Source organism: Pseudomonas lundensis, from assembly GCF_001042985.1.
Classification (GTDB): domain Bacteria; phylum Pseudomonadota; class Gammaproteobacteria; order Pseudomonadales; family Pseudomonadaceae; genus Aquipseudomonas; species Aquipseudomonas lundensis.
The window spans coordinates 108,720-131,695 of sequence record NZ_JYKY01000013.1 but is presented as its reverse complement, the minus strand read 5'-3'; the positions used below and the strand labels follow the sequence as shown (position 1 = coordinate 131,695).

At 60.3% G+C, this 22,976-nt stretch carries 21 protein-coding genes and 1 tRNA gene; 10 read left to right on the top strand and 12 right to left on the bottom strand.

Annotation, left to right across the window (positions count from 1 at the left end):
- Positions 1-16: 16 nt before the first annotated feature.
- Positions 17-2,551 carry a PepSY domain-containing protein gene (locus tag TU74_RS12850; RefSeq protein WP_048376772.1) on the top strand — a complete coding sequence of 845 codons (2,535 nt, stop codon included), beginning with the start codon at positions 17-19 and terminating at the stop codon, positions 2,549-2,551.
- A 64-nt stretch (positions 2,552-2,615) separates the two neighbouring features.
- Here TU74_RS12850 and TU74_RS24160 read toward each other — a convergent pair whose 3' ends face one another.
- The 4 genes from TU74_RS24160 to ptsP all read right to left on the bottom strand — a co-directional run bounded on the left by TU74_RS24160 (position 2,616) and on the right by ptsP (position 8,753).
- The gene (locus TU74_RS24160) at positions 2,616-3,020 is read right to left on the bottom strand and encodes a hypothetical protein (RefSeq protein WP_157315156.1); all 405 of its coding nucleotides are present in this window, start codon (positions 3,018-3,020) and stop codon (positions 2,616-2,618) included.
- Positions 3,021-3,196: 176 nt separating this feature from the next.
- Complete coding sequence (locus tag TU74_RS12845; protein ID WP_048376771.1) at positions 3,197-4,939, bottom strand: PTS fructose-like transporter subunit IIB; 1,743 nt, start codon at positions 4,937-4,939, stop codon at positions 3,197-3,199.
- Positions 4,936-5,892 (bottom strand): 1-phosphofructokinase, encoded by a 957-nt coding sequence (gene pfkB, locus TU74_RS12840; protein ID WP_048376770.1) that lies wholly within the window; start codon positions 5,890-5,892, stop codon positions 4,936-4,938. Before pfkB ends, TU74_RS12845 begins: the two co-directional genes overlap by 4 nt.
- Positions 5,892-8,753, bottom strand: coding sequence for a phosphoenolpyruvate--protein phosphotransferase (ptsP, locus tag TU74_RS12835; protein WP_048376769.1), 2,862 nt, complete (start codon positions 8,751-8,753; stop codon positions 5,892-5,894). The genes pfkB and ptsP overlap by 1 nt, the downstream gene beginning before the upstream one ends.
- A gap of 340 nt (positions 8,754-9,093) precedes the next feature.
- Between ptsP and cra the strand changes: the two genes are divergently transcribed.
- The gene (gene cra / locus TU74_RS12830; RefSeq protein WP_047292102.1) at positions 9,094-10,089 is read left to right on the top strand and encodes a catabolite repressor/activator; all 996 of its coding nucleotides are present in this window, start codon (positions 9,094-9,096) and stop codon (positions 10,087-10,089) included.
- Between the two features lie 2 nt (positions 10,090-10,091).
- A complete protein-coding gene (locus TU74_RS12825; protein WP_047292100.1) occupies positions 10,092-10,868 on the top strand; it encodes a TatD family hydrolase in 777 nt (258 codons plus the stop codon).
- 38 nt (positions 10,869-10,906) lie between these two features.
- On the opposite strand, the gene ampE is transcribed toward TU74_RS12825, so the two are convergent.
- The 3 genes from ampE to TU74_RS12810 form a co-directional block, all read right to left on the bottom strand.
- Positions 10,907-11,743, bottom strand: a complete 837-nt coding sequence (ampE, locus tag TU74_RS12820; protein WP_047292098.1) for a regulatory signaling modulator protein AmpE — start codon at positions 11,741-11,743, stop codon at positions 10,907-10,909.
- Positions 11,740-12,303 (bottom strand): 1,6-anhydro-N-acetylmuramyl-L-alanine amidase AmpD, encoded by a 564-nt coding sequence (ampD, locus tag TU74_RS12815; protein WP_047292096.1) that lies wholly within the window; start codon positions 12,301-12,303, stop codon positions 11,740-11,742. Before ampD ends, ampE begins: the two co-directional genes overlap by 4 nt.
- Before the next feature lie 93 nt (positions 12,304-12,396).
- Positions 12,397-13,869 (bottom strand): DUF1631 family protein, encoded by a 1,473-nt coding sequence (locus TU74_RS12810; RefSeq protein ID WP_047292095.1) that lies wholly within the window; start codon positions 13,867-13,869, stop codon positions 12,397-12,399.
- A 353-nt stretch (positions 13,870-14,222) separates the two neighbouring features.
- On the opposite strand from TU74_RS12810, the gene nadC reads away from it, so the two are divergent.
- Complete coding sequence (gene nadC / locus TU74_RS12805; RefSeq protein ID WP_048376768.1) at positions 14,223-15,071, top strand: carboxylating nicotinate-nucleotide diphosphorylase; 849 nt, start codon at positions 14,223-14,225, stop codon at positions 15,069-15,071.
- Between the two features lie 21 nt (positions 15,072-15,092).
- Here nadC and TU74_RS12800 read toward each other — a convergent pair whose 3' ends face one another.
- From TU74_RS12800 to TU74_RS12785, 4 genes are all read right to left on the bottom strand, one after another.
- Positions 15,093-15,590, bottom strand: a complete 498-nt coding sequence (locus TU74_RS12800; RefSeq protein WP_048376767.1) for a methylated-DNA--[protein]-cysteine S-methyltransferase — start codon at positions 15,588-15,590, stop codon at positions 15,093-15,095.
- 2 nt (positions 15,591-15,592) lie between these two features.
- A complete protein-coding gene (locus TU74_RS12795) occupies positions 15,593-17,092 on the bottom strand; it encodes a DNA-3-methyladenine glycosylase 2 family protein (protein ID WP_047292091.1) in 1,500 nt (499 codons plus the stop codon).
- A 146-nt stretch (positions 17,093-17,238) separates the two neighbouring features.
- A tRNA-Thr gene (locus tag TU74_RS12790) sits at positions 17,239-17,314 on the bottom strand.
- A gap of 46 nt (positions 17,315-17,360) precedes the next feature.
- Complete coding sequence (locus TU74_RS12785; RefSeq protein WP_047292064.1) at positions 17,361-17,768, bottom strand: pilin; 408 nt, start codon at positions 17,766-17,768, stop codon at positions 17,361-17,363.
- A gap of 223 nt (positions 17,769-17,991) precedes the next feature.
- On the opposite strand from TU74_RS12785, the gene TU74_RS12780 reads away from it, so the two are divergent.
- From TU74_RS12780 to yacG, 4 genes are read left to right on the top strand one after another with little or no spacing between them, the layout of a single operon-like run.
- Positions 17,992-19,197, top strand: a complete 1,206-nt coding sequence (locus TU74_RS12780) for a type II secretion system F family protein (RefSeq protein ID WP_048376766.1) — start codon at positions 17,992-17,994, stop codon at positions 19,195-19,197.
- 2 nt (positions 19,198-19,199) lie between these two features.
- Entirely contained in the window at positions 19,200-20,060 is an 861-nt protein-coding gene (locus tag TU74_RS12775; protein ID WP_048376765.1) for a prepilin peptidase, read from the top strand.
- Position 20,061: 1 nt separating this feature from the next.
- Entirely contained in the window at positions 20,062-20,685 is a 624-nt protein-coding gene (gene coaE, locus TU74_RS12770; RefSeq protein ID WP_047281317.1) for a dephospho-CoA kinase, read from the top strand.
- Entirely contained in the window at positions 20,682-20,885 is a 204-nt protein-coding gene (gene yacG / locus TU74_RS12765) for a DNA gyrase inhibitor YacG (RefSeq protein WP_047279000.1), read from the top strand. The genes coaE and yacG overlap by 4 nt, the downstream gene beginning before the upstream one ends.
- A 64-nt stretch (positions 20,886-20,949) precedes the next feature.
- Here yacG and TU74_RS12760 read toward each other — a convergent pair whose 3' ends face one another.
- Positions 20,950-21,639, bottom strand: a complete 690-nt coding sequence (locus TU74_RS12760) for an energy-coupling factor ABC transporter permease (protein WP_047283079.1) — start codon at positions 21,637-21,639, stop codon at positions 20,950-20,952.
- 130 nt (positions 21,640-21,769) lie between these two features.
- Between TU74_RS12760 and TU74_RS12755 the strand changes: the two genes are divergently transcribed.
- Positions 21,770-22,399: a DUF1780 domain-containing protein gene (locus TU74_RS12755; RefSeq protein ID WP_047273644.1), complete on the top strand. Its 630-nt coding sequence runs from the start codon at positions 21,770-21,772 to the stop codon at positions 22,397-22,399.
- Entirely contained in the window at positions 22,396-22,923 is a 528-nt protein-coding gene (locus TU74_RS12750) for an MOSC domain-containing protein (RefSeq protein ID WP_048376764.1), read from the top strand. Before TU74_RS12755 ends, TU74_RS12750 begins: the two co-directional genes overlap by 4 nt.
- The last annotated feature ends 53 nt before the right edge of the window (positions 22,924-22,976 follow it).

Sequence of the window (22,976 nt, the reverse complement as noted above, 5' to 3'; positions counted from 1 at the left end):
AAGCAAGGCGGTCGTTGTGTTCAAGAAAACACTGTTTCAACTGCACTGGTTTTTCGGGATAACCGCCGGTCTGGTGCTGGCCCTGATGGGCATTACCGGTGCAGTGGTGTCGTTTCAGGACGAACTGCTGAACGCGCTCAACCCGTCTGTACTCAAGGTCGAAAAACTCGACAGCGGCGTGCTGCCACCTGCCGAGCTGGTGCGCAAGGTCGAGGCCACGGAGGGCAAGCAGGTCGCGATGTTGTGGGTCGGGGTCGACAGTGACAGCGCCGCCCGCGTGTTCTTCACCCCGCCGCCGGGCGAGCGACGTGGCCAGATGCGCTATGTCGACCCTTACACCGGCACCTATCAGGGCGACGCCGTGGGTCAGGACTTCTTCGGCCTGATGCTGCAATTGCACCGTTTTTTGGCCATGGGCCAAACCGGGCGGCAAATCACCGGCGCTTGCACCCTGATGCTGATTTTCTTTTGCCTCTCCGGACTGTACCTGCGCTGGCCGCGTAAAGCGCTGAACTGGCGCGCATGGCTGACGCTCGATTGGGCGAAAAAAGGCCGTAGCTTCAACTGGGATCTGCACGCAGTGGCGGGCACCTGGTGCCTGGTCTTCTATCTGCTGGCGGCGTTGACCGGGTTGTCATGGTCCTACGAGTGGTACAACAAAGGCTTACAAACGCTGTTTGGTGATTCGCATCAGGGCGAGCAACGCAAAGGCGGTCGTGGCCAGCGCGGGCCGGCCGGGCCGGCTCCCGTGGCCGATTACGATGCAATCTGGGCCAGCATTCAGAAAGCCGCCGGCCCTGAACTGAGCACGTACAACGTGCGCATGCCGCCTGCGGCCGGTCAGCCTGCAACCGTGTTCTACCTGCGCACCGACTCGCCCCATGAGCGAGCTTTCAATCAGATCGTGCTTGACCCGGCAACTGGCGCGATCCAAAAACACGCGCGCTACGACGATAAAAGTTACAAGGCCCAGCTGCTCACCAGCATCTACGCCCTGCACGTTGGCAGTTACTGGGGCCTGACCGGGCGCATCCTGGTCACCGTCGCCAGCTTGACCATGCCGCTGTTTTTTATCACCGGGTGGTTGTTGTATCTGGACCGACGCCGCAAAAAGCGTCAGGTCAAAGAGGCCCGTAAAGGGTTGGCTGACAACAGCAGCGATGTATCTTGCTGGTTGATCGGCTTTGCCAGTCAAAGCGGATTTGCCGAGCAACTGGCCTGGCAAACGGCAGGCCAGTTGCAGTCGGCAGGGCTACCGGTACGGGTGCAGCCATTGGCGACACTCAGTGAAGAAGACTTGCAGCACGCTGGCAACGCCCTGTTTGTGGTCAGTACCTTTGGCGACGGTGAAGCGCCGGACAGCGCCCGGGGCTTTGAACGCAACGTGCTGGGCCAACCTTTAAGCCTGCGCACGCTCAAGTATTCAGTGCTGGCCTTGGGTGATCGCCAATACCCGCACTTCTGCGGGTTTGCGACACGCATTCAACAGTGGCTCAGCGAGCGCGGCGCGCAGGCATTGTTCAGTCCTGTTCAGGTCGACAGCGGCGACCCCGATGCGCTGCATCAGTGGCAACAACACCTCAGCCAACTGACGGGAGGCGCACCCAGTGCCCCGTGGCAAGCGCCCAGCTACAACAACTGGACCCTTGAACAGCGCGACCTGATCAACCCCGGCAGCAGCGGCTCCAGCGTGTATCTGCTGGGGTTGCGTGCGCCTGACGCCCATTACCGCTGGCAAGCCGGCGATCTGGTCGAGGTCATGCCGCGCCAGTGTGCATGGGCAGTTGAACACTTCCTTGAAGGCCTTGGCCTGAGCGCCGACAGCCCGGTACAACTTGCAGGCCTGCAAGAAACACTGGCTCAAGCTCTTGCTAGCCGCCAACTGCCGGAAAACCGCGGGCATCTGGTGGGCATGCATGCACAAGCGCTGGTCGATGCGTTGATCCCGTTGAACATGCGCGAATACTCCATCGCCTCGATCCCGGAGGATGGCGTGCTGCAACTCATCGTGCGTCAGGAACGGCATGCCGATGGGAGTCTGGGGATTGCTTCAGGTTGGCTGACAGAGCACGCGCCAGTGGGCTCGAGCATCAACCTGCGCCTGCGACGCAACAGTGGTTTCCACCTGCCTGCCGAACCTTGCCCGCTGATATTGATCGGCAACGGCACCGGTCTGGCCGGTTTGCGCAGCCTGCTCAAGGCCCGGATTGTTGCGGGCGAACAGCGCAACTGGCTGTTCTTCGGCGAGCGCAATGCGGCTCATGACTTCTACTGCCGCCAAGAGCTGCAAGGCTGGCTGGCCCACGGCGATCTGGAGCACCTGAGCCTGGCTTTCTCCCGTGACCAGGCCCACAAGGTCTACGTGCAAGACCGTGTCCGCGAAGCGGCTGACGAGATCCGGCGCTGGCTCGCTGAAGGAGCAGCCCTTTACATCTGCGGCAGTCTGCAGGGCATGGCGGCGGGGGTTGATCAGGCATTGATCGACATCGTGGGAGCAGAAACATTGGAACACCTGATAGAACAGGGGCGTTATAAGAGAGACGTTTACTGATCAATGCCCCTCAGCCTTTAACACCGGCTGAGGGGCAGTCAGAATATCGTGTACGTTAGGCGGTCTATTCTGCTTTCTTTAAATGCAACTGGGCTTGTTTTCGGGCGTCTTTCATCGAATCTTTATTTATACAATGTTTGTGTTCGCAATTATTGGTGTAGTTGCACGCATCAACACAAGGAATACTGCGCCGGCGATTATCGGCATCTAAAAGCATACACACATCTGCCGAATTGCCTTCAATAGCGCCATTGGCATTCATATCTTTACCGAAAAACAAACACGTTACACTTCCTCCGCCAATGGGCAACATATCGCAGGGTACGCCACCGACCAACACCCATCTGCCCTCACACAATGCGGCGGCCGAAGCCGAAGCGCTAAACATCATGAATGCAGAAAACAAAACACCCAACGATGCTAAAACAATGCTTTTGAATACGTCTTTCGAATTATTATAGATTTTCATAAGAATCAACTCAGGCTTCGTGAATAAAATAAACCTTAACGACAGGTTCACTTATAAAACTACACCCGCTTTTATTCACGCATCAGGCACCCCACCTGTGCCTTCGGCAGGCACAATAAAAAAGTCCCTGCTTATTAAATAAGGCAGGGACTTTTTATTCTCAGCACAACGACACGTCAGGTAGCGGCTGTTTCCAACGCCATCTCCACCGGCTCCGGCCGTTTAATCACGGCATAGACCACCGCTGTCAGCACACTGCCCGCCATAATAGCCAGCAAGTACAGCAGCGCGTGGTTGATGGCATTGGGGATCAACATCACGAACAGCCCGCCATGCGGGGCCATCAGTTTGCAGCCGAAGTACATCGACAACGCCCCGGTCAACGCGCCACCCAACACGCTCGCCGGGATCACACGCAACGGGTCTTTGGCAGCAAACGGGATCGCACCTTCGGAGATGAAACACATCCCCAGTACCATCGCTGCCTTGCCAGCTTCACGCTCAGTCTGTGCAAATTTGCGACGCGCGATCAGAGTCGCGATACCCAAGCCTATCGGCGGCACCATGCCCGCCGCCATGGTGGCCGCCATCGGTGCATAACTTTGCGAAGCCAGCAACCCGACAGAAAACGCGTACGCCGCTTTGTTGATCGGGCCACCCAGGTCGACGCACATCATGCCGCCCAACAACACGCCCAGCAGGATCGCGTTGGTGGTGCCCATGCTGTCGAGGAAGTGGGTCAGCCCTTCGAGCATGCCCGCCACCGGTTTGCCCACCACGTAGATCATCACCAGTCCGGTAAACAGGCTGGCGAATAACGGGATGATGAGAATTGGCTTTAACGCTTCCAGACTTTGCGGCAGGCGCGCGTAGCGGTTGATCGCTTTGGCGCAATACCCGGCAATGAAACCGGCAATGATGCCGCCAATGAAACCTGCACCCAACGTGCTGGCCAGCAAGCCGCCAATCATCCCCGGCGCCAGGCCCGGGCGGTCGGCGATCGAGTAAGCGATGTAGCCCGCCAGCAGCGGCACCATCAATTTGAACGCGGCATCGCCGCCAATCTGCATCAAGGCGGCGGCCAATGTGCCGGGCTCTTTATACGCGGTAATGCCGAAGACGAATGACAGGGCGATCAGCAAACCGCCCGCCACGACCATCGGCAGCATGAACGACACACCCGTCAGCAGGTGCTTATAGACCCCGGTCTTCTCCGATTTGACAGGCGCCTCGGCGCCGGACGCCGCGCTCTCTACACGCCCCTCGCTCAGGGCTTTTTTCAGTGTGGCTTGTGATTGTTTAAGGGCAATGCCCGTCCCGCAGCGGTAGATTTTTTTGCCAGCGAAACGCTCGGTGGGCACTTCAATGTCAGCGGCCAGCAACACCACATCGGCTTCACGGATGGCTTGGGCGCTCAGCGGGTTTCTGGCACCCACCGATCCCTGGGTTTCGATCTGCACCTCATAGCCCAGTTGCTTGGCCGCTTGCTGCAAGGCTTCGGCGGCCATGAACGTGTGGGCCACGCCGGTCGGGCACGCCGTCACGGCGACGATTTTGGGGGCATGGGAATGGACAGGCGCTGAGCCTTGCCCGACGGGATCGACCGCCGTGTAGACCTGCGCTTCTTCAACGCCCCGACGCAGTATCCCTTCCACATCCTGCAAGGCTTGAGCCGGGGTGCTCTGGAATACGCGTTTGCCAATAAAGCGCTGCATGTCCAGCGGTGTGCTGCTGACCACCAGAATCCACTCAGCCTCGTCGATGGTGGCTGCCGACAATTGGCGTTCCGGGTGCTTGGGGTCATGCACCTCGACACTGGTGCTCCACCCCTGACGCTGCGCCGCGGCGTCCAGCAATCGGGCACATAACACGCTGGTCACCATGCCGTTGGGGCAACCCGTCACAATGGCTAATTTCATGAGTTTGCCTCTTGTTCTTCTGTCAGGGGATGCACGCGCACGCCACGTTCGAGTGTCGCCAGTTGCGCCCTATCGCTGATACCAAAACCGATCTGGGTAACCGCCATCGCGGCAATCGCTGTGGCAGTGCGCAGTGTCTGTTCAGGGGAGTGGCCGCTGAGCAGGCCGTGCAGCATGCCCGCGAGCAGTGAATCACCGGCACCCACGGTACTGGCGACACTCACCTTGGGCGGCAATGCCTGCCAGATCGGGCCAAGGCTGAACCAATTCACGCCCTCGGCCCCTTGAGAAATCACCACGTGCTCGACGCCTTGGGCGTGCAGGCGGGTTGCCGCTGCAACCTGCGACGCCAAACTGCTGGTATCGGCGCCCAGCGCGTCGCTCAGTTCTTCGGTGTTGGGTTTGATCAGCCACGGTCCCGCGTTCAAACCGTGTTTCAAGGCTTCCCCGCTGGTGTCCAGAATCACTTTCAAGCCCATGGTCTTTAGCCGCAGCAGCAATTCATACAGCCACTGCGGGCTGACCCCTCGCGGCAAACTGCCCGCGACCACCACAGCGTCATGGCTGGCAGCAATCAGGTCGAGCGTGTCGAGCAGGGCTTGCTGCGCGGCCTCGCTGACCTGCGGGCCCGGCCCGTTGATGTCGGTGACACGGCCATCGTCTTCGGCCAGTTTGATGTTGCTGCGGGTCTCACCGGGCACGCGGATAAACGCATCGACAAAACCGCGACGGGCGAACAGCGCATTGAAGGCGTGTTGATTGTCTTCACCGAGAAAGCCGCTCACGGTGAGTGTGTGGCCCAGATCCGCCAGCACTTGCGCCACGTTGACGCCCTTGCCGGCCGCATGGGTCAGCATCGTCTGGCTGCGATTGACGTCGCCCGGCTGCAAATGCGCCACACGCACCGTCAGGTCCAGCGCCGGGTTGAGGGTGAGGGTCAGAATCTTGGCCATCAGAGCGCTTCCACCAATTGACGTACTTCGTCCGGGCTGCCCACGCCTAATGCGTCGGCGGCCAGGGTTTTGAGACGGTCCATGCTCAGCTCGCGCACCCGCGCCTTGACCTCGGGAATGCTGCGCGCCGACACACTCAGTTCATCGACCCCCAGCCCGACCAGCACGGGAACGGCCAGCGGATCAGCCGCCAGTTCGCCGCACACTCCCACCCACTTGCCATGGGCATGGGCGGCGCGCACGGTGATGTCGATCAGTTGCAAGACGGCCGGGTGCAAGCCGTCGGCCTGAGCCGACAAGGTCGGATGGCCACGGTCGATGGCCAGCGTGTACTGCGTCAGGTCGTTGGTGCCGACACTGAAGAAATCCACCTCTTTGGCCAGCACCGGCGCCAGCAAGGCGGCAGACGGCACTTCGATCATGATCCCCAGTTGCAGGTCAGCGACCGGGATTTCCTGACGCAAGCGCTCGGTCATGTCGCGGGCAGCGCGCCATTCGGCCACGCTGCCGACCATTGGGAACATGATGCGCAGCGGGCGGTTGTCGGCCGAACGCAACAAGGCGCGCAACTGGCTTTCCATGACCTGCGGGCGCTGCAACGTGAGACGGATGCCGCGCACGCCCAAAAACGGGTTTTCTTCCTTATCAATCGGCCAGTACGGCAGCGGCTTGTCGCCCCCCACGTCCAGCGTACGCACCACCAGCGGGCGGCCGTTGAGGCCATCCAGAACCCGGCGATATTCGGCTTCTTGAGTGGCTTCATCCGGGGCTTGGGAATGGGCCATGAAAATCAGCTCGGTGCGCAGCAGACCGATGCCTTCAGCTCCTTGCTCGACGGCACTGGCCACGCCTTTGCTTTCACCGATGTTGGCAAACACTTCCACCGCGTGCCCGTCGCGGGTCACGGCAGGCTCATGGCGCAATGCGCTGGCGGCCTGCAAGCGCTGTTCACGGCTATCACGTTCCTGCGTTGCGCGTTGCAGGGCCTCAGCGTCCGGCGCCACGTGCAAGCATCCGCGCTGACCGTCGATCAACAGGGGCGTGCCCGGTGCCAGCAACAATACAGCGTCGCCCGCACCGACCAGCGCCGGAATGCCCAGCGCACGGGCGACGATGGCACTGTGGGCCGTCGCACCACCGCGCGCGGTCAGAATGCCCGCCACCCGCGCCGGGTCGAGCCGCGCCACGTCTGAAGGCCCCACTTCATCCATCACCAGCACGTAAGGCTGATCGGGTTCGGGCGGGGTTTCGATGCCGCACAACTGCGCCAGCACGCGGCGGCCAATGTCGCGCAGATCGGCGGCACGCTCGGCCAGCAGCGCATCCTGCAACGCCTCTTGCTGACGCGCCGCCGCTTCAATCACCGACATCCACGCCGCTTCTGCGCTTTCGCCTTGCTTGAGGCGGTTATCGACATCATCGGTCAGCTCGGGATCGTCGAGCATTTCCTGGTGGGTGATGAAAATTTCGCGAATGGCCTTGGACTGGCTGCGCTGAATCAGCGTTTCGATGTCCTGACGTACTTCGGTCAACGCGTGCTGCAAACGCTCGCGCTCCACCACGGACGATTCACCGCGCACCGGGTAATCCAGCACTTGCAGCACGTGAACATGCGCCGGGCCAATGGCGATGCCCGGTGCGGCCGGGATGGCGTTGATCACACTGCCGGGCGCCGGGGCGCTCAGCACTTGCGCCACGTCCGCCACAGGAGCGGGTGCTTCGCTGAGGGCTGGCAACGGCTCGACGTCTTCGCCCAACCCTTCTTCGATGGCCGCCAACAGGGCGGGCAGCGCGTCGCTGGCAATGCCCGGCTCGGCCACAAACTCCAGCACCTGGCCGCGACGGGCCCCCAGACTCAGTAACTTGCTCAAACTTTTGGCCGACACGGGCGACTCATGGCCCCCCACGATGCTGACGCGAATCTCGCCCTCAAAACTTTTGGCCAACTGCGCGAGCACTTTAGCCGGGCGCGCATGCAGCCCGTGCGCGTTGGCAAGGGTGATGCGCGCACTCGGCCAGTCGGCCGGCAATTCGCCCCCCAAGACTTCAAGCACGGCGCGGCGGCTGGTGGCATTGCCCAATTCGTGGCCGCGGCCTTCGATCAATAAGGCACACAGCCGCTCCAGCAAGGCCTGGTGAGCCTCCCCCAGGCTGGCGAGGCAGAACAGACCGCTGAGCGGCTGGCCCAGGTAGCGGATCGGTTTGTCGGGCGTGACGAAAGCCAGCCCCGGCCGCCTGACCATTTGCTCGCTGTGCAGCCACCACAGGCCATCCCCCAGCGGCAGCGCTTCAACCTGCTGCAACACCGCGGCGAAGCCGTTATCGACGCATTCAGCCTGACGCAGCAAACGTGCCCCGCGCCAGACCAACTCTTCAAAGTCGTCTGCCGAGACGCCCAAGCCAATCATTTGCGCGTCGAGCGCCAGTTCCTGAGGCGCGCCTTGCAGCAGTTTGAGCAGGGCCTGGGCCGAACTCGCGCGTCGTAAGGCTTCGCCCAGATCGGTTTCGCCCAAGGCACGGGTCAACAATTGCAACAAACGCAAGTGCTCGTCGGACTTGGCGGCAATGCCGATGGCCAGGTACACGATTTGCCCGTCGCCCCAGTCCACGCCTTCGGGGAACTGCAACAGACGCACGCCGGTGGTGAACACCAGGTCGCGGGTTTCAGGGGTGCCATGGGGAATCGCGATCCCCTGCCCCAGAAAGGTCGAGCCCTGAGCTTCACGCGCTCGCAAACCGTCCAGATAGCCTTCGGCCACTAAGCCATCAGCGACCAGCTTCTCGGCGAGTAATTGCAACGCAGCAGACTTATCCACAGCCGTCTGGCCCATGGATATCTGCTCTATGGTGAGCTCGAGCATGCGTTCTCCTTTCCTGGCGCTCCGTGGCGCCCGGTATTGTTTTGAATTAAGTCAGCTTAGGCCGCTCGTCCCCAAGTGTGTCACCGGATGTGTGGCAAGCACATCAACCTGAGGCTTACGTCGATTAAACAGGCTTGCTGAAACGTTTAATCATGAATATGCGGCACGTTACTGCATAATCGTCCGCGCTTGAAGCCCAACCTGTCGCATTGACTCGCGTCAGGTAGACGATGCAGTAAAAAAATACAGTAGCGATAAGGCAGACGTTGGTCGGCTGCCTTTATCGGGTAGGATTGGCCAGAATGTCGGCATGTACTACAAAAAATAAGGAATTATCGGCGTGAAGCTCAGCGATATCGCTCAACTGGCAGGTGTTTCCGTGACCACCGCCAGCTATGTCATCAATGGCAAGGCTGAACAGCAACGCATCAGCAGCACGACGGTGGAACGGGTGCGCGCTGTGGTTGAAGAACATGGTTTTACGCCCAACCCGCAAGCGGCGGGTTTGCGTAGCCGCCACAGCCGCACCCTGGGTTTCATCCTCCCCGACCTCGAAAACCCGAGTTACGCGCGCATTGCCAAGCAATTGGAACAAGGCGCCCGGGCCCGTGGCTATCAACTGCTGATCGCCAGCTCAGACGACGCGCCCGAGAGTGAGCGCCAATTGCTCAAACTGTTCCGTGCACGCCGCTGCGACGCCCTGTTTGTGGCCAGTTGCTTGCCGGAAGAAGACGACAGCTACCGTCAATTGCAAGATCTGGGGATGCCGATCATCGCGATTGACCGCACGTTGCCAGCAGACCGCTTTTGCTCAGTCATCAGCGATGACCGCGAAGCCAGCATGGCCTTGACCCGCAGCCTTTTGCAGCCGATGCCGCGTCAAATTGCGTTGATCGGCGCACGCCCAGAGCTGAGCGTCAGCCAGGCCCGCGCGGCAGGGTTCAAACAAGCCCTGGAAGGTTTTGACGGTGAAGTGCTGATCGAGCACGGGACTGCGTTCAGCCGCGAATGCGGTCGACGCATCATTGATGAGTTACTGGCACGTCTGGGGCATTTCCCTGACGCGTTGGTCACGACCTCGTACGTGTTGCTGCAAGGCATGTTTGACGCCTTGCTCGATCACCCGGAACACACAGCACCTACGCGCCTGGCAACCTTTGGTGACACGCAGTTGCTGGACTTCCTGCCGTTGCCGGTCAATGCCATGGGCCAACAGCACCCCTTGATCGCCCAAACAGCGCTCAACCTCGCCCTGGCTGCCATTGAAGAACACCACTACGCGCCCGGCATTCACGCCATTGCCCGTACCTTCAAGCAGCGTATTCATCAGGCCTGAGCATGCAACTGATCGACACCCACACCCACCTCGATTTCCCGGTGTTCGATGCCGACCGCGCGCCGCTGCTGGCGCGCAGTCGGGCGCTGGGTGTCGAGCGCATGGTGGTGCTGGGCGTTTATCAGAGCAACTGGCAACGGGTGTGGGATTTGGTCCAAACCGACAGTCAGTTGTATGCCGCGTTTGGGTTGCACCCGGTGTATCTGGACACGCATCGCCCCGAGCACGTCCTTGAACTCGGGCAATGGCTCAGTCGGCTGGCCGGGCAACGTCAAGTGTGTGCCGTGGGCGAAATCGGCCTCGATTACTTTCTGCCGGCGCTCGACCGCGAACGCCAGCAATCACTGTTTGAAGCCCAGTTGCAGCTAGCCGCTGACTTCCGGCTTCCGGCGCTGCTGCACGTGCGCCGCAGCCATGCGCAAGTCATTGCCACCCTCAAACGCTTCAAGCTGCAACGTGGCGGGATTATTCATGCCTTCGCGGGCAGCCGGGAGGAAGCTCGCGAATACATCAAGCTGGGGTTCAAGCTGGGCTTGGGCGGCGCCGCGACCTGGCCGCAGGCCCTGCGTTTGCGCAGGGTGCTGGCTGACTTGCCGCTGGACACGGTCGTGCTGGAAACCGACTCGCCCGACATGGCGCCGGTCATGTTCGCCAACCAGCGCAACAGCCCGGAGCACCTGCCCGCTATTTGCGAAGCCCTGGCTGAAGTGATGAACCTAAGCCCCGAACGGCTGGCCGAGGCCAGTACGGCCAATGCCTGTGCTGTGTTTGGCTGGTAAACGCGCACCCGTAGCCGTGTGCGCCCGTGCGCATTCAATCAGAGCAACAGCGTCCACACGGCAAAACCGGCGTACCAGAGCAACGCAGAGCGCAGCAATAACTCCCACAACGCATCCAGGCTGGAAACCCCTTCCGGTCCGGTCTGCGGGGGCGGGATTTCAGCCGCAGCGCACCCGGCCTTGTCGATCAGTTGGGCGGCGCTGATGTCCCAGCTCAGCAACTCATGCAGCATGACGCGGCTGACGGCGGCAAAGTTACCCACCAGTGCAAAGCTCGCCGCCAGCAGGCGCACCGGCAGCCAGTCAAAGGCATGGCGCAGTTGCTGGGCACGTTCAACCAGCTCCGGATTTTTGCCATGCTCGACCGCCAGCGCCAGCAAGCGATAGCTCAACGCAGCCACCGGGCCCAGCAAGAAGTACCAGAAGATCACGGCAAAAAAACTTTGATAGGCCTGCCACAGCAGGTGCGCCTGCACGTTCTCCAGCAATTGCTCGCCAGTGTCGGCGCACACGTCAATGTCGCGTTGGGCCACATGGGCGGCCGCTTGCAAATCACCCCGGCGCCACGCGTCGCGAAATGGCCCCAGCCCTGCCAACACATCCCCGCGGCCCAGGCTGAACACCAGCACCAGCACATGCACCGGCAAGGCCAGCAAGCCATACGCCACAGGGTCCAGCACCACCAGCAGCAGGCCCAGCAGCATCACCGGCAACAGGACAAGAATGACCAATACCCACCACGGCCTGTTTGCCAGACGGGTCGACGCCTCCAGCTTGTGGAGCTCTCGCACCCAGCCGCTGTCGCGCTGAAGACGTTGACGCAAGGCCGAAAATTTTTCGATCAGGATCGCCAGCAGTAACACCACAAAACTCATTGTTTCTCTCCTGTGTGCGGCAGCTCACGGCGAAAACGCGCCCAATCAAAGCAAGGGCCCGGATCCGTCTTGCGCCCCGGCGCCACGTCACTGTGGCCACATATTCGCTGGGGGGTAATCTGCGGATAGTGCTGTTGCAGTTGTCGGGTCAGGGCAATCAATGCCTGATATTGCGCGTCGGTGAACGGTTGGTCGTCCGTGCCTTCGAGTTCGATGCCCAGCGAAAAGTCATTGCACGCCTCACGCCCTTCAAAGCTGGAAATACCCGCATGCCAGGCGCGGTCCAGGCACGACACAAACTGCGTGATCTGGCCGTCGCGTTCAATCAGAAAATGCGCACTGACGCGTAGCGCCTTGATGCCTTCAAAGTACGGATGCTCGGTGACGTCCAGCCGGTTCTGGAAAAACGCCTGGACCTTGCCCGTCGCAAACTGCCCCGGCGGCAAGCTGATGTTGTGGATCACCAACAGGGAGATTTCGCCGTCAGGGCGCTCATTGAAGTTGGGCGACGGGCACCGGTGCACGCCTTGGCACCAACCGCTCGCGGGGTCCAGCTGCATAAACGCTCCTTGTGCGTTGAAAAAACCGAAGACGCAGTATGCCGCGATGCGCGCTTCAATTGGCAGCTATCTATGGCGCTGATGTCGCAGGGGTTACTGCGCGTGGTGCTGGTGCAAGCTGCCAATGACCGATTCCAGTGCGCGATCAAAGAGCAAACGGTCATCCAGCAGCAAAACCTTGCCGCTGCGCAACTGGCCAATCAAGTCAGTGCGGCTTTGTTCCAGCACCTTCAGGCCGGTGCGGTTAACGAAAATATGTTTGCCACCCGGCTCCAGAATGGCAATCAGCTTGCAGCGCAGTCGGAATTCTTCGTTTTCCTGCAATTCGATCCACGTCCCCAGCCGTAACTGGCTGACCAGCAGCAGACCCAGATGGTCTTGCTCATCGAGGGTTTGTGAGGCAGCGAGCGGTTTTTCAGGCGCCTTAAGACGCGCGTGCTCAGCCTCGCGCGTGCGCTGTTCCAACAGCTCGATTCGGCCACGTTCAGCCTGGGTGAAGACCAAAAACTCATGCAGCAACGAATCCAGCAGCGCGGGGTTATCGCCCGAATAAGACGCGAGCTGTTGCACGACGCGCTCAATCTGGCGAAACAGCGGGTCGCTGCGCTCATCGGTGCGCACGTCCCAGCCGATGGCCGCGGCAGCGATCACATTCAACAAACGCCGGGCCGCATGGGTGTCGCAGCTGAAAAAATTCTGATCCCGCTGCGCAATCTTGCGCAAGGGTTCCTGCAATAAAGCAATCTGGCTTTTCAGCGCCGGCGAGACATTTCGATCCTGAGCAATGTACTCAAACAGAAGCCCGACCAGATTCTGCGCTTCTTGCACGTGCGCGGGCGGCGCTGCGGCCTGGGCTCCGCAACAGGCGTCGTTGTCAGCCAGTGAAGGCAGTACGCCCGTGGCAATCAGCAGCTGATTGGCGTCGGCATACAGCTGGCCGGAGTGGCTGAGCAGGTAGGTTTCGAACAGTTGCAGCATGATCAGCTTGACCTTGAGGTCCATGCCCTGCTCACGTTCGGCCTGCAAAAAGTACTCACACAACATGGCCGGCCCCAACGGATTGTTGTGCTCATCCAGCGGCAGGTTACAGAGGGTTGCAAGGCGCTGGGTCAGTTGGCAAAGCGCCATTTGGTCACGCGTCATGACCTGCGCCACCATTGCGTTAACGACTTGCGTGCGCTCCAGGTCATTGGATAACAGAGAGAACGTGCCCTCGACGGGCGCGGCGCCATGCAGGGTGCGCTCACTGACATCAGGCTGGGTCAGTCGGGTAAACGCGTCAAAAAAACGGTCCAGGAACCCGCGTTCAATGTGTTTGCGCTTGAGCCTGACATCGCGCATGGCCTCAAAAAACAGGCTTTGCTCGGCGTCGCTGCGGGCGTTGTCAGCCATGGCAAACAGGGTTTCGTCGGCGTTGTCGAACAGCACTTGCAGGCCGCTCTTGAGTTGCTGCGCGGCCTTGTCATGGACCTGCAACAAAATGACAGGCAGGCGTGCGAGCGGCGAATGCGTCGCCAGCTCCGCTATCGCCTTGTGGGCAGCTCCCACTTTCCCGTCATTGTGCATCCAAGCCTCCTGGAACGATGTGTCGCTTGCGGTGGGCGTGCACGGGACAAAGCCGCTTTTGACGCTCGCAAACAGAAACCAGCCAGCCCAAGATGCGCTCGCCGGAAGATCTGAAATTAGGACTTGATGGCATGTCAAAGCTATGACGCCAATTACAAGGCGCGGATTATCTTGCAAAAGACGCGCCTTGTGCTACCCGACTGGCTGAATCATTTGCCAATCGGTGAAAAAAACGTTTCTGAACCCTAAAAAAACAGCACAGTTGCCGCCGTTTACCCACCGTGCAGCGCGCCACCTTGGGTTCGTTCGCGGCATGGCCCTATAATCGACGCACTTTGTTTGTGGAGTTCGTTATGCCGAATTTACATCTGGCCGATCTCACCGCCGAGATCGAAGCCAACGTACGCCGTGCGCTTGCCGAAGACATTGGGAGCGGCGACATCACTGCGCGGTTGATTCCGGCAGAACGCCTGGCCAAAGCCACGATCATCACCCGCGATGCCGCCGTGATCAGTGGCACCGCATGGGTGGACGCGGTGTTCCGCCAACTGGACCCTCGCGTTGCCGTGCATTGGCAGGTTGTCGATGGCGAACGCGTCAGCCCCAATCAAGTGCTGTTTCACCTCGAAGGCCCGGCCCGCTCTCTGCTCAGCGGCGAGCGCAGTGCGTTGAACTTCCTGCAAATGCTGTCGGGCGTCGCGACCCACGCCCGCCAGTTGGCTGACCATGTGGCCGACACTCAGGTCAAATTGCTCGACACCCGCAAAACCCTGCCGGGTTTGCGTCTGGCGCAAAAGTACGCCGTGACCTGCGGTGGCTGTCATAACCATCGCATTGGCCTGTACGACGCGTTTCTGATCAAGGAAAACCACATTGCCGCCTGCGGCGGCATCGCTCAGGCCATCGACGCCGCGCATAAAATCGCGCCCGGCAAACCGGTGGAGATCGAGGTCGAGAGCCTGGATGAACTCAGAGAAGCGCTGGCCGCAGGGGCTGACATCATCATGCTCGACGAGTTGAGCCTGGACGACATGCGCGAAGCCGTGCGCCTGAACGCGGGCAAAGCCAAGCTGGAAGCCAGCGGCGGCATCAATCAAAGCACGTTGCTGCCCATTGCCCAAACGGGCGTGGACTACATTTCGATTGGCGCCATGACCAAGGATGTCAAAGCGGTCGACCTGTCGATGCGGTTGAGTTTGTAAGGCGCCACCGGCTGCGGCGCATTACGTCAGATCGAAGGGCTGATGCGCCCGCTCATGCTCCAGCAGCCACTGCTTGGCCGCGAGCCCGCCGGCAAAGCCCGTCAGTTTGCCGTTGCTGCCGATCACCCGGTGGCACGGGATGATGATCGGAATCGGGTTACGACCATTGGCTGCGCCCACCGCACGCGACGCGGTGGGCCGCTGGATCTGCTGCGATAACTGGCCGTAACTGGTGATCACCGCGAAAGGAATGGTGGTCAGTGCTTGCCAGACCTGCTGTTGAAACGGCGTACCTTGTGGCTTGAGCGGCAAATCAAAGGTCAGGCGCTCGCCTGCAAAATACGCGTCCAGCTGTCGGCGCACGTGCGCCAGTTTGTGCGGCGCATGCAGCCAGCCTTCCTCCGGTGCATGCGCCCGGCGTTCACATTCGAAGCGCACTTCTCTCAGGCCCTCATCGTCAGCCACTAAAAACAGCGGACCAATGGGCGACGGCATTTGCGCGTAGTAAATCTGCGTCATGGTTAAACCCTCCGTGCCGCAGCCGCATCGGTGGCTGCGCGCCATAAGTACATCACTGAATAGGCCCGCCATGGCCGCCAGCTTTCGGCCAGTTCGAGCAGGGTTTTAGTGCTCAACGGGGCGCCGTCAGGGTTGGCCTCGCGGCGCAAAATCAGATCGGCCGCCGGGAACGCGTCGGGGTGTTTGAGCACGCGCATGGCAATGTAATGCGCGGTCCATTCACCTATGCCCGGCAGTTGCACCCAGCGACGGATGAAGGTTTCGAGCGGCTGTTCAACCGCGAAATCGACCTGTCCATCGATCAGGGCGCGGGCAATGCCCCGGATCGTATGGATGCGCGCCTGAGTGATACCGAGTTGATCCAGATGGGCGTCGGCCAATTGCTGCGCCGCAGGAAACAGGCGATTGAGCCCGGGGATACCGGGCATTTCAACCGGTGTTCCAAACCGTTGCACGATGCGGCTGGCCAACGTGCGCGCGGCGGCCACGCTCACTTGCTGGCCCAACACCGCCCGTACGGCCACCTCAAAGCCATCCCAACCGCCCGGCAAACGCAAGCCCGGGTAGCGTTCGACCAGCGGGGCGAGTGACGGGCTGGCGCCGAGGGTATGCGCAATGGCCTGAGGGTCGGCATCCAGATCGAACATGCGCCGAATGCGGGTAACCACGTTAAGGAGTTGGGCCGGCGCGACGTTGTACAACTCCAGGCGCAAGGCATGCTGCCCCGCCGGCGCGGCGCTGACCCGCAGCCAGCCGGGCGATTGCGCCGGGCCGAACACCCGCTGATAACTCTGGGCGTCCACAGACTCGATACCCGGCAACGCGCGATTGAACAGGAAACCCAGCACGGCCTTGAAGTCGTAGGGCGGGCGATAGCCAAGGCGCAGCACCATGGCCGCATCGGCCCGAATGGCTGGGCTGCGCCTGAACGCGCGAGGCTCGGCATGGTTGGCTTCGGCAAACGCCGAATTGAAACGCCGTACACTGCCGAACCCCGAGGCCAGGGCGACGTCAGTGATCGACAATGCGGTTTCGGTCAGCAGTTGTTTGGCAAACAACAACCGTTGGGTGGCATGCACCGCGATGGGCGGCGCGCCCAGGTATTTCACGAACAAGCGGCGTAACTGCCGAGCCCCTACATTCAAACGTTCGGCCAACGCATCCAGCGGGTGATCGGCTAAAAAACCTTCGTTGATCAGCTTCAGGGCACGCGTCACCAAGTGCTCGCTGTGCGACCACAACAGATTGCCCGGCGCCAGCTCGGGGCGACAGCGCAAACAGGGACGAAACCCCTGGGCCTGAGCCGCCGCCGCACTGGCGTAATACACCACGTTCTCAGCCTTGGGCGCACGGGCCGGGCAGACGGGACGGCAGTAAATACGCGTGGTGAGCACGGCCGTGAAAAACACCCCGTCAAACCGCGCATCGCGGCTCAACCGGGCGATTTCGCAGGCGGCGGTAGACGGTGTCAGCGCGGTGTGGGGCGAGTCGTGTGTGTTCATGGCCCGCACAATAGCACCGGACTTTTGGTGAATCTCGCCATTTTCGGACGTTAATGTTGACCGCCGATCAGGTCACCCTGGCGCCTTGAACCGGCCAAACGCGCCCCATAAAAAACGCCCTGCTGAAGACAGGGCGTTTTATTGACTGGTGCCGGAGACAGGAATCGAACCTGCGACCTTCGCGTTACGAGTGCGCTGCTCTACCGACTGAGCTACACCGGCGGTGGCAGCAAAACTATCACTGCCAATGAAATCGGGCAATTCGTGGCTATTTGCAGGCACCGCTGGTCAGGCACGTGCCGCTTTGGGTCCAGACCAGCGCATTACCAGCGCCACTCAAGGCCGGGACCATGACGCTGGTCCAGCCGCCAGCCGCTTGAGTACCGGTCATGCTGATCACACCATCAATCACGGTCATGCCGGCAGCGAGGTTGTCGGTGGCATCTGCGGGACCTGGTATGCCGTGGGTGCCCGCATCGCATTGGGCCAGATCATTGGTTTCGCTGAAGCACAGTGCAACCGCCGTTTTGTAGCTGTTGCCGAGCGTGTTCACCTCAGCAAACCGCGCTTTCATGGTGTGGTCGTTGTAAGCAGGCAATGCGAAAGATGCGATCAGACCGATGATCGCTACCACGATCATCAGCTCAATCAAGGTAATGCCCTGTTGTTGTTTCATGTACGGCCTCCGAAAAATAAGTCGCCGCCCGGCGACCCGATGCAAGCTCAACGCTGAGCCGCTAAAAAAGTGCGCACAGGCTATCAAGGATCGTTGTCAGAAGCTTCTGAACAACAGCGTTTGACACCTTTGGAATTGCACTGGCACAGGTGACGACTGTGGCGCTGTCTAGTCTTTGACATGCACGGCGCAACTGAACGCGCCACTGTTCAAGGACGACAGCATGGCCGACACGTATTTGTATCGCTGGGAAGGCAAGGATGCCCACGGCGCCACTCACACCGGGGAACTCAGCGCCAGCGGGCACGCCCAACTTCGCGCCCAATTGCGGCGCCAAGGGATCACGGTGTGCAGCATTCGGCGTCAACGCCCCTCACGCCGTCGCGCTGGCAGGTCTGTCAACGCGTCAGACATCACCCTGTTCAGTCGCCAACTGGCGACGCTGATCCAGTCGGGCGTGCCTCTTTTGCAAGCGCTGGAGGTGATTGGCAAAGGGTTCGAGCAGTGCGCCATGCGCCAACTGATGATCGAACTGACGCGGGATATCGCCGCCGGAACCAGCCTCACCGCCGCCCTGCGTAACAAACCGGAGCACTTCGACACGCTGTTCTGCAATCTGGTGGAAGCCGGGGAACAAGCTGGCGCGCTGGAGGTGATGCTGCAACGTATCGCGACCTACAAGGAAAAATCCGACGCGCTGAAGAAGAAGATCAAAAAAGCCATGACGTATCCCATCGCCGTGTTGCTGGTGGCATTAGTGGTCAGCGGCATCCTGTTGATAAAAGTCGTACCGCAATTTCAGGGGATGTTTGCTTCGTTCAATGCGCAACTCCCCGTCTTTACCTTGTGGGTGATTGGCATGTCTGAGGCATTGCAACGCCACGGCCTTTGGCTTTTACTGGGCACCGCTGGCGCTGCCGTGATCGTCCGTCATCGTTACAAGGCCTCAGCCACCCTGCGCCATCGACTGGACGCCCTGTTGCTGAAAATCCCTGTCACGGGGCAGTTGTTACACCTGTCTGCGATTGCCCGATTTGCCCGCACCCTTTCCACCACCCTGGCCGCCGGCGTGCCTTTGCTCGACGCGCTGGACTCAGTCGCAGGCGCGACGGGCAATAGTGTGCTGAAAGAGGCCGTGCTGCGGCTCAAGCAACACGTTGCCACGGGTACGCAGATTCATGTGGCCATGAGCAGCAGTGGCGCATTCCCGGACATGGCGATTCAGATGACAGCCATTGGCGAAGAGTCCGGCACACTGGACAGCATGCTCAATCACGTAGCCACCTATTATGAGAGCGAGGTCGACACCCTCGTCGATAACCTGACAACGCTGATGGAGCCCGCAATCATGGTGGTACTGGGGATTGTGGTGGGCGGTCTGGTCATTGCCATGTATTTACCGATTTTCAAACTGGGCCAAGTGATTTGAGCATGATCGATTTTTTAAGCATCCACCCTGCTGCGTTGATCGCGGGAGCCTTGTTGCTGGGCCTGTTGGTCGGCAGTTTCCTGAACGTACTGGTCTGGCGATTGCCGAAAATGCTTGAGCAGGACTGGCAGGCTCAGGCCCGTGAAGTGCTTGAGCTTGCCCCTGCGGACGATAAAACGACCTACAACCTGTGCCTGCCGGCGTCTCACTGCCCTGAGTGCCAGCACCGCTTACGCCCCTGGGAGAACATCCCGCTGCTCAGTTATGCGCTCTTGCGCGGCAAGTGCTCGCAGTGCAAAACCCGCATCAGCCCCCGCTACCCCCTGACCGAACTGGCGTGCGGCCTCGTGTCTGGCTTTATTGCCTGGCATTTTGGCTTGACCCCTCAGGCTGGCTGGATGCTGTTGCTGACCTGGGGTTTGATTGCCATTTGCCTGATCGACGCCCGGCATCAAATCGTGCCCGATGTGCTGGTACTGCCGTTGCTATGGCTCGGACTGCTGCTCAACAGCTTCGAACTTTTCACCACGCTGTCACAGGCCGTTTGGGGGGCAGCGCTGGGTTACCTGAGCTTGTGGTCGATTTTTTGGCTGTTCAAATGGATGACGGGTAAGGACGGCATGGGCCATGGGGATTTCAAGTTGCTGGCCCTGTTTGGCGCGTGGGGGGGCGTATCGGTATTACCGTTAACGATCCTGTTGTCATCGCTGGTCGGGGCGCTGGTGGGCATCAGTTTGCTGCTGTTGCGCCGCGCTCATCGCGCGACGGCCATCCCTTTTGCGCCCTACCTGGCCATTGCCGGGTGGATTGCATTGCTCTGGGGTGGTCAAATGACCGCTTTCTATTGGCAACTTGCGACGTGAAATGAATACCGCATCTTCCAAACCCTGGATTCTGGGCCTGACCGGCGGGATCGGCAGCGGCAAAAGCGCGGCGGCTGAGCACTTTGCCGCGCTGGGCGTTCATGTTGTGGATGCCGACCACGCGGCACGCTGGGTGGTCGAACCGGGCCGTGCGGCGCTGAAAAAAATCGCTGAGCACTTCGGTGCCGATGTTTTGCAGGCCGACGGGCAACTGGATCGCGGCGCCCTGCGCACACTGATTTTTGCCGACCCGCAGCAACGCCTTTGGCTGGAGGCTTTGCTACACCCGTTGATCCGCGATGAGATAGCTCAGAACCTGGCTCAGGCGACATCGCCCTATGCGATCCTGGTATCGCCGTTGCTGGTCGAATCCGGGCAACACGCGACGACCCAGCGGGTGCTGGTCATTGATGCTCCCCAAGCCCTGCAAATTCAGCGAACCCTGTTGCGCGACAACACCAGCGAAGATCAAGTCCGGGCCATTCTCAAGGCACAGGCCAGTCGTGAAGAACGCCTGCGCCATGCCGATGATGTGCTGGTCAACGACAACGATTTGAAGGCGCTACAGACGGAAGTCGAGCGCTTGCATCACTACTATTTAACTTTGCGTGGAGGCCAATCATGACCAAACCAATGACCGTAGACTGCCCGACGTGCGGCACTGCCGTGGAGTGGACCCCTGCCAGTGCATTCCGGCCTTTCTGCTCGGACCGTTGCAAACTCATCGATCTGGGCGCATGGGCCAGTGAAGAACACAAAATCCCGGTCAGCCCGGATGCAGAAGAGGACATGTTTTCAGAAGAGTTGACGCCGCGTATTCATTGATTCGCGCTGCTGCCCAAGGCTGCGAGCCATTCAACCGACCCGCTCGCAGCCTCTTGGAAGCAGGTTATTTGTTGGGTCCGTCATCCTTCCATGGCGCTGCGAGGTAACGCGTGCGATTGAAGGTTTCAAGCCACTCCGGGCAAAACACCACCAGCGCCGTGACCAGCATCCCGTTGATAAACGCCTCGGGAAAGATGATCAACCAGAGATAACCGATAAAGTCCTCCAACCATTCCGGCATGACAAACAGGCCATCCAGCCACAGCACGCCCAGGCCCGCCAACAAACACAGCAAGGCCGCCAGCGCCGCTGCAAAAAAACCTGAGCAAAAAATGTACACAAACGGGTTACGTGGTTGCGCGCGTTCGACCAGGTGCGCGCAGGCCTCCGTGACGGCAATGGGCAACAGAATCAACAGCACGCCATTGATGCCCATTGCAGCCAGATCCTGCCGCCCCAACAGAACCAGTCCTATTTGCGCCATCAACGCGCCGACAATGGCCAGCGGCCAGTCCAGCAGCAAAGTGACGACTGTCAGGCCGATAAAGTGATAGGAGACGCCGGTGTCAAAATCGCGACGCACCAGCCACAGCAAGAACAGCGCGAACACCGTGCCAAACAGCAAATGCTGACGCCGCGTGTCGGCAAACAGTTCGACCCACGGCGCCCGCAGGATGGCCCACAGCACTACAGGCACGTACAGCAACCAGCCGATCACCATCGTTGGCGCAGATAACACCTGGCTGGTAATCATGCACGCACCTCCCACTCAACCGTGTTCACGTACACCGCTCTACCCTCCCTGTCAGATGGACCTGTATGTCATGCGGCTCAGTCTACACCCGCACTTCCAGTCACACCTGTTTCGAGGCTAAGCTGCGCCCATGGACGACTCTGATTATTTACGCCTGTTAACCATTCAGGCCGAGCAAGCCAATGCCTTTTTGTCTAATGCCCGCAAATGGGAGCGTGAGCGTTGGGTCTGCCAGCGCCTGCTGCAAGGCTTGAACATTAGCTACCACACGCAAGATTTCACACAGCCCGATCAGGAACCGCCTGACGTGCTGTTTCGCGATGCACGCTTTGAAGTGTTTTTTGTGCTCGACGAAGGGCGACGTCTCAGTGATGAATGGCGTGACGAGCTGCAACGTCGCCGCAATGCCTACTCACTGAGTCAGCTCGTGCGCCGCGAGGCCCGCCCCAAACGTATTCCGGCCAGCAAGTTACTGCAACGGCTGGGGCCGACGCTGCACAAAAAAGCCACCAATTACCGTGAACGCGACCTTGATCTCGGGCAGTTGGACATCATTGCGTTTTCCAGCCTCAAGCGCGAAGTGCTCGATCTCAACAGCCACTTCCCGCCACCGACCGAGTACCTGCGCATGGGCTGGCGCTCACTGTCACTGGTTGGACCGACGTTCGCCCGGGTGCTGTTTGCACAACCCGACGCCCCTGACTTTTTGCGCGGCAATTTGGGGCGCAGCATTATTTTCGATGTCGGGATCAGCCTGTGAGCCCTTTGCAAGAACTGATGGCTGAAGTGCCGCAAACCGGTCGCGTACGCTGGATTGGGGTCCGCCCGCAATCACGCGCCGACCTGGTGATACTGGACGCTGTGGAGGCGCGTCGCGAAGCCGGACTGACGGGCGATCATGCCCGGCCCGGTGCGCGCAATGCACGGCAAGTCACGTTGATTCAGTGGGAACACTTGGCGGTGATCAACGCCTTGCTGGGGCGCCCCACCGAAAACCCGGTATTACCTCAGGATTTGCGGCGCAACATCGTGGTTAGCGGCATCAATTTGTTCAGCCTCAAAGGCCGACGCTTTCGCATCGGACGCGCAATATTCGAGACCACCGGCTGGTGCCAACCGTGCGCCCGACTGGAGCTACGACTCGGCGCGGGCACATTCCAGGCGGTACGTGGTCACGGGGGCATTACGGCAAGGGTTATAGAAAGCGGGATCATTCGTCTAGACGACGAACTGCGGGTCGAGCCTTTGGGTCCCAACGGCTATGCTTCCTTTCATCCCGGTTAACCCTTTGCTGTAGCTTTTACACATTCCGCAACGTCTATCTGACGAGGCAAACT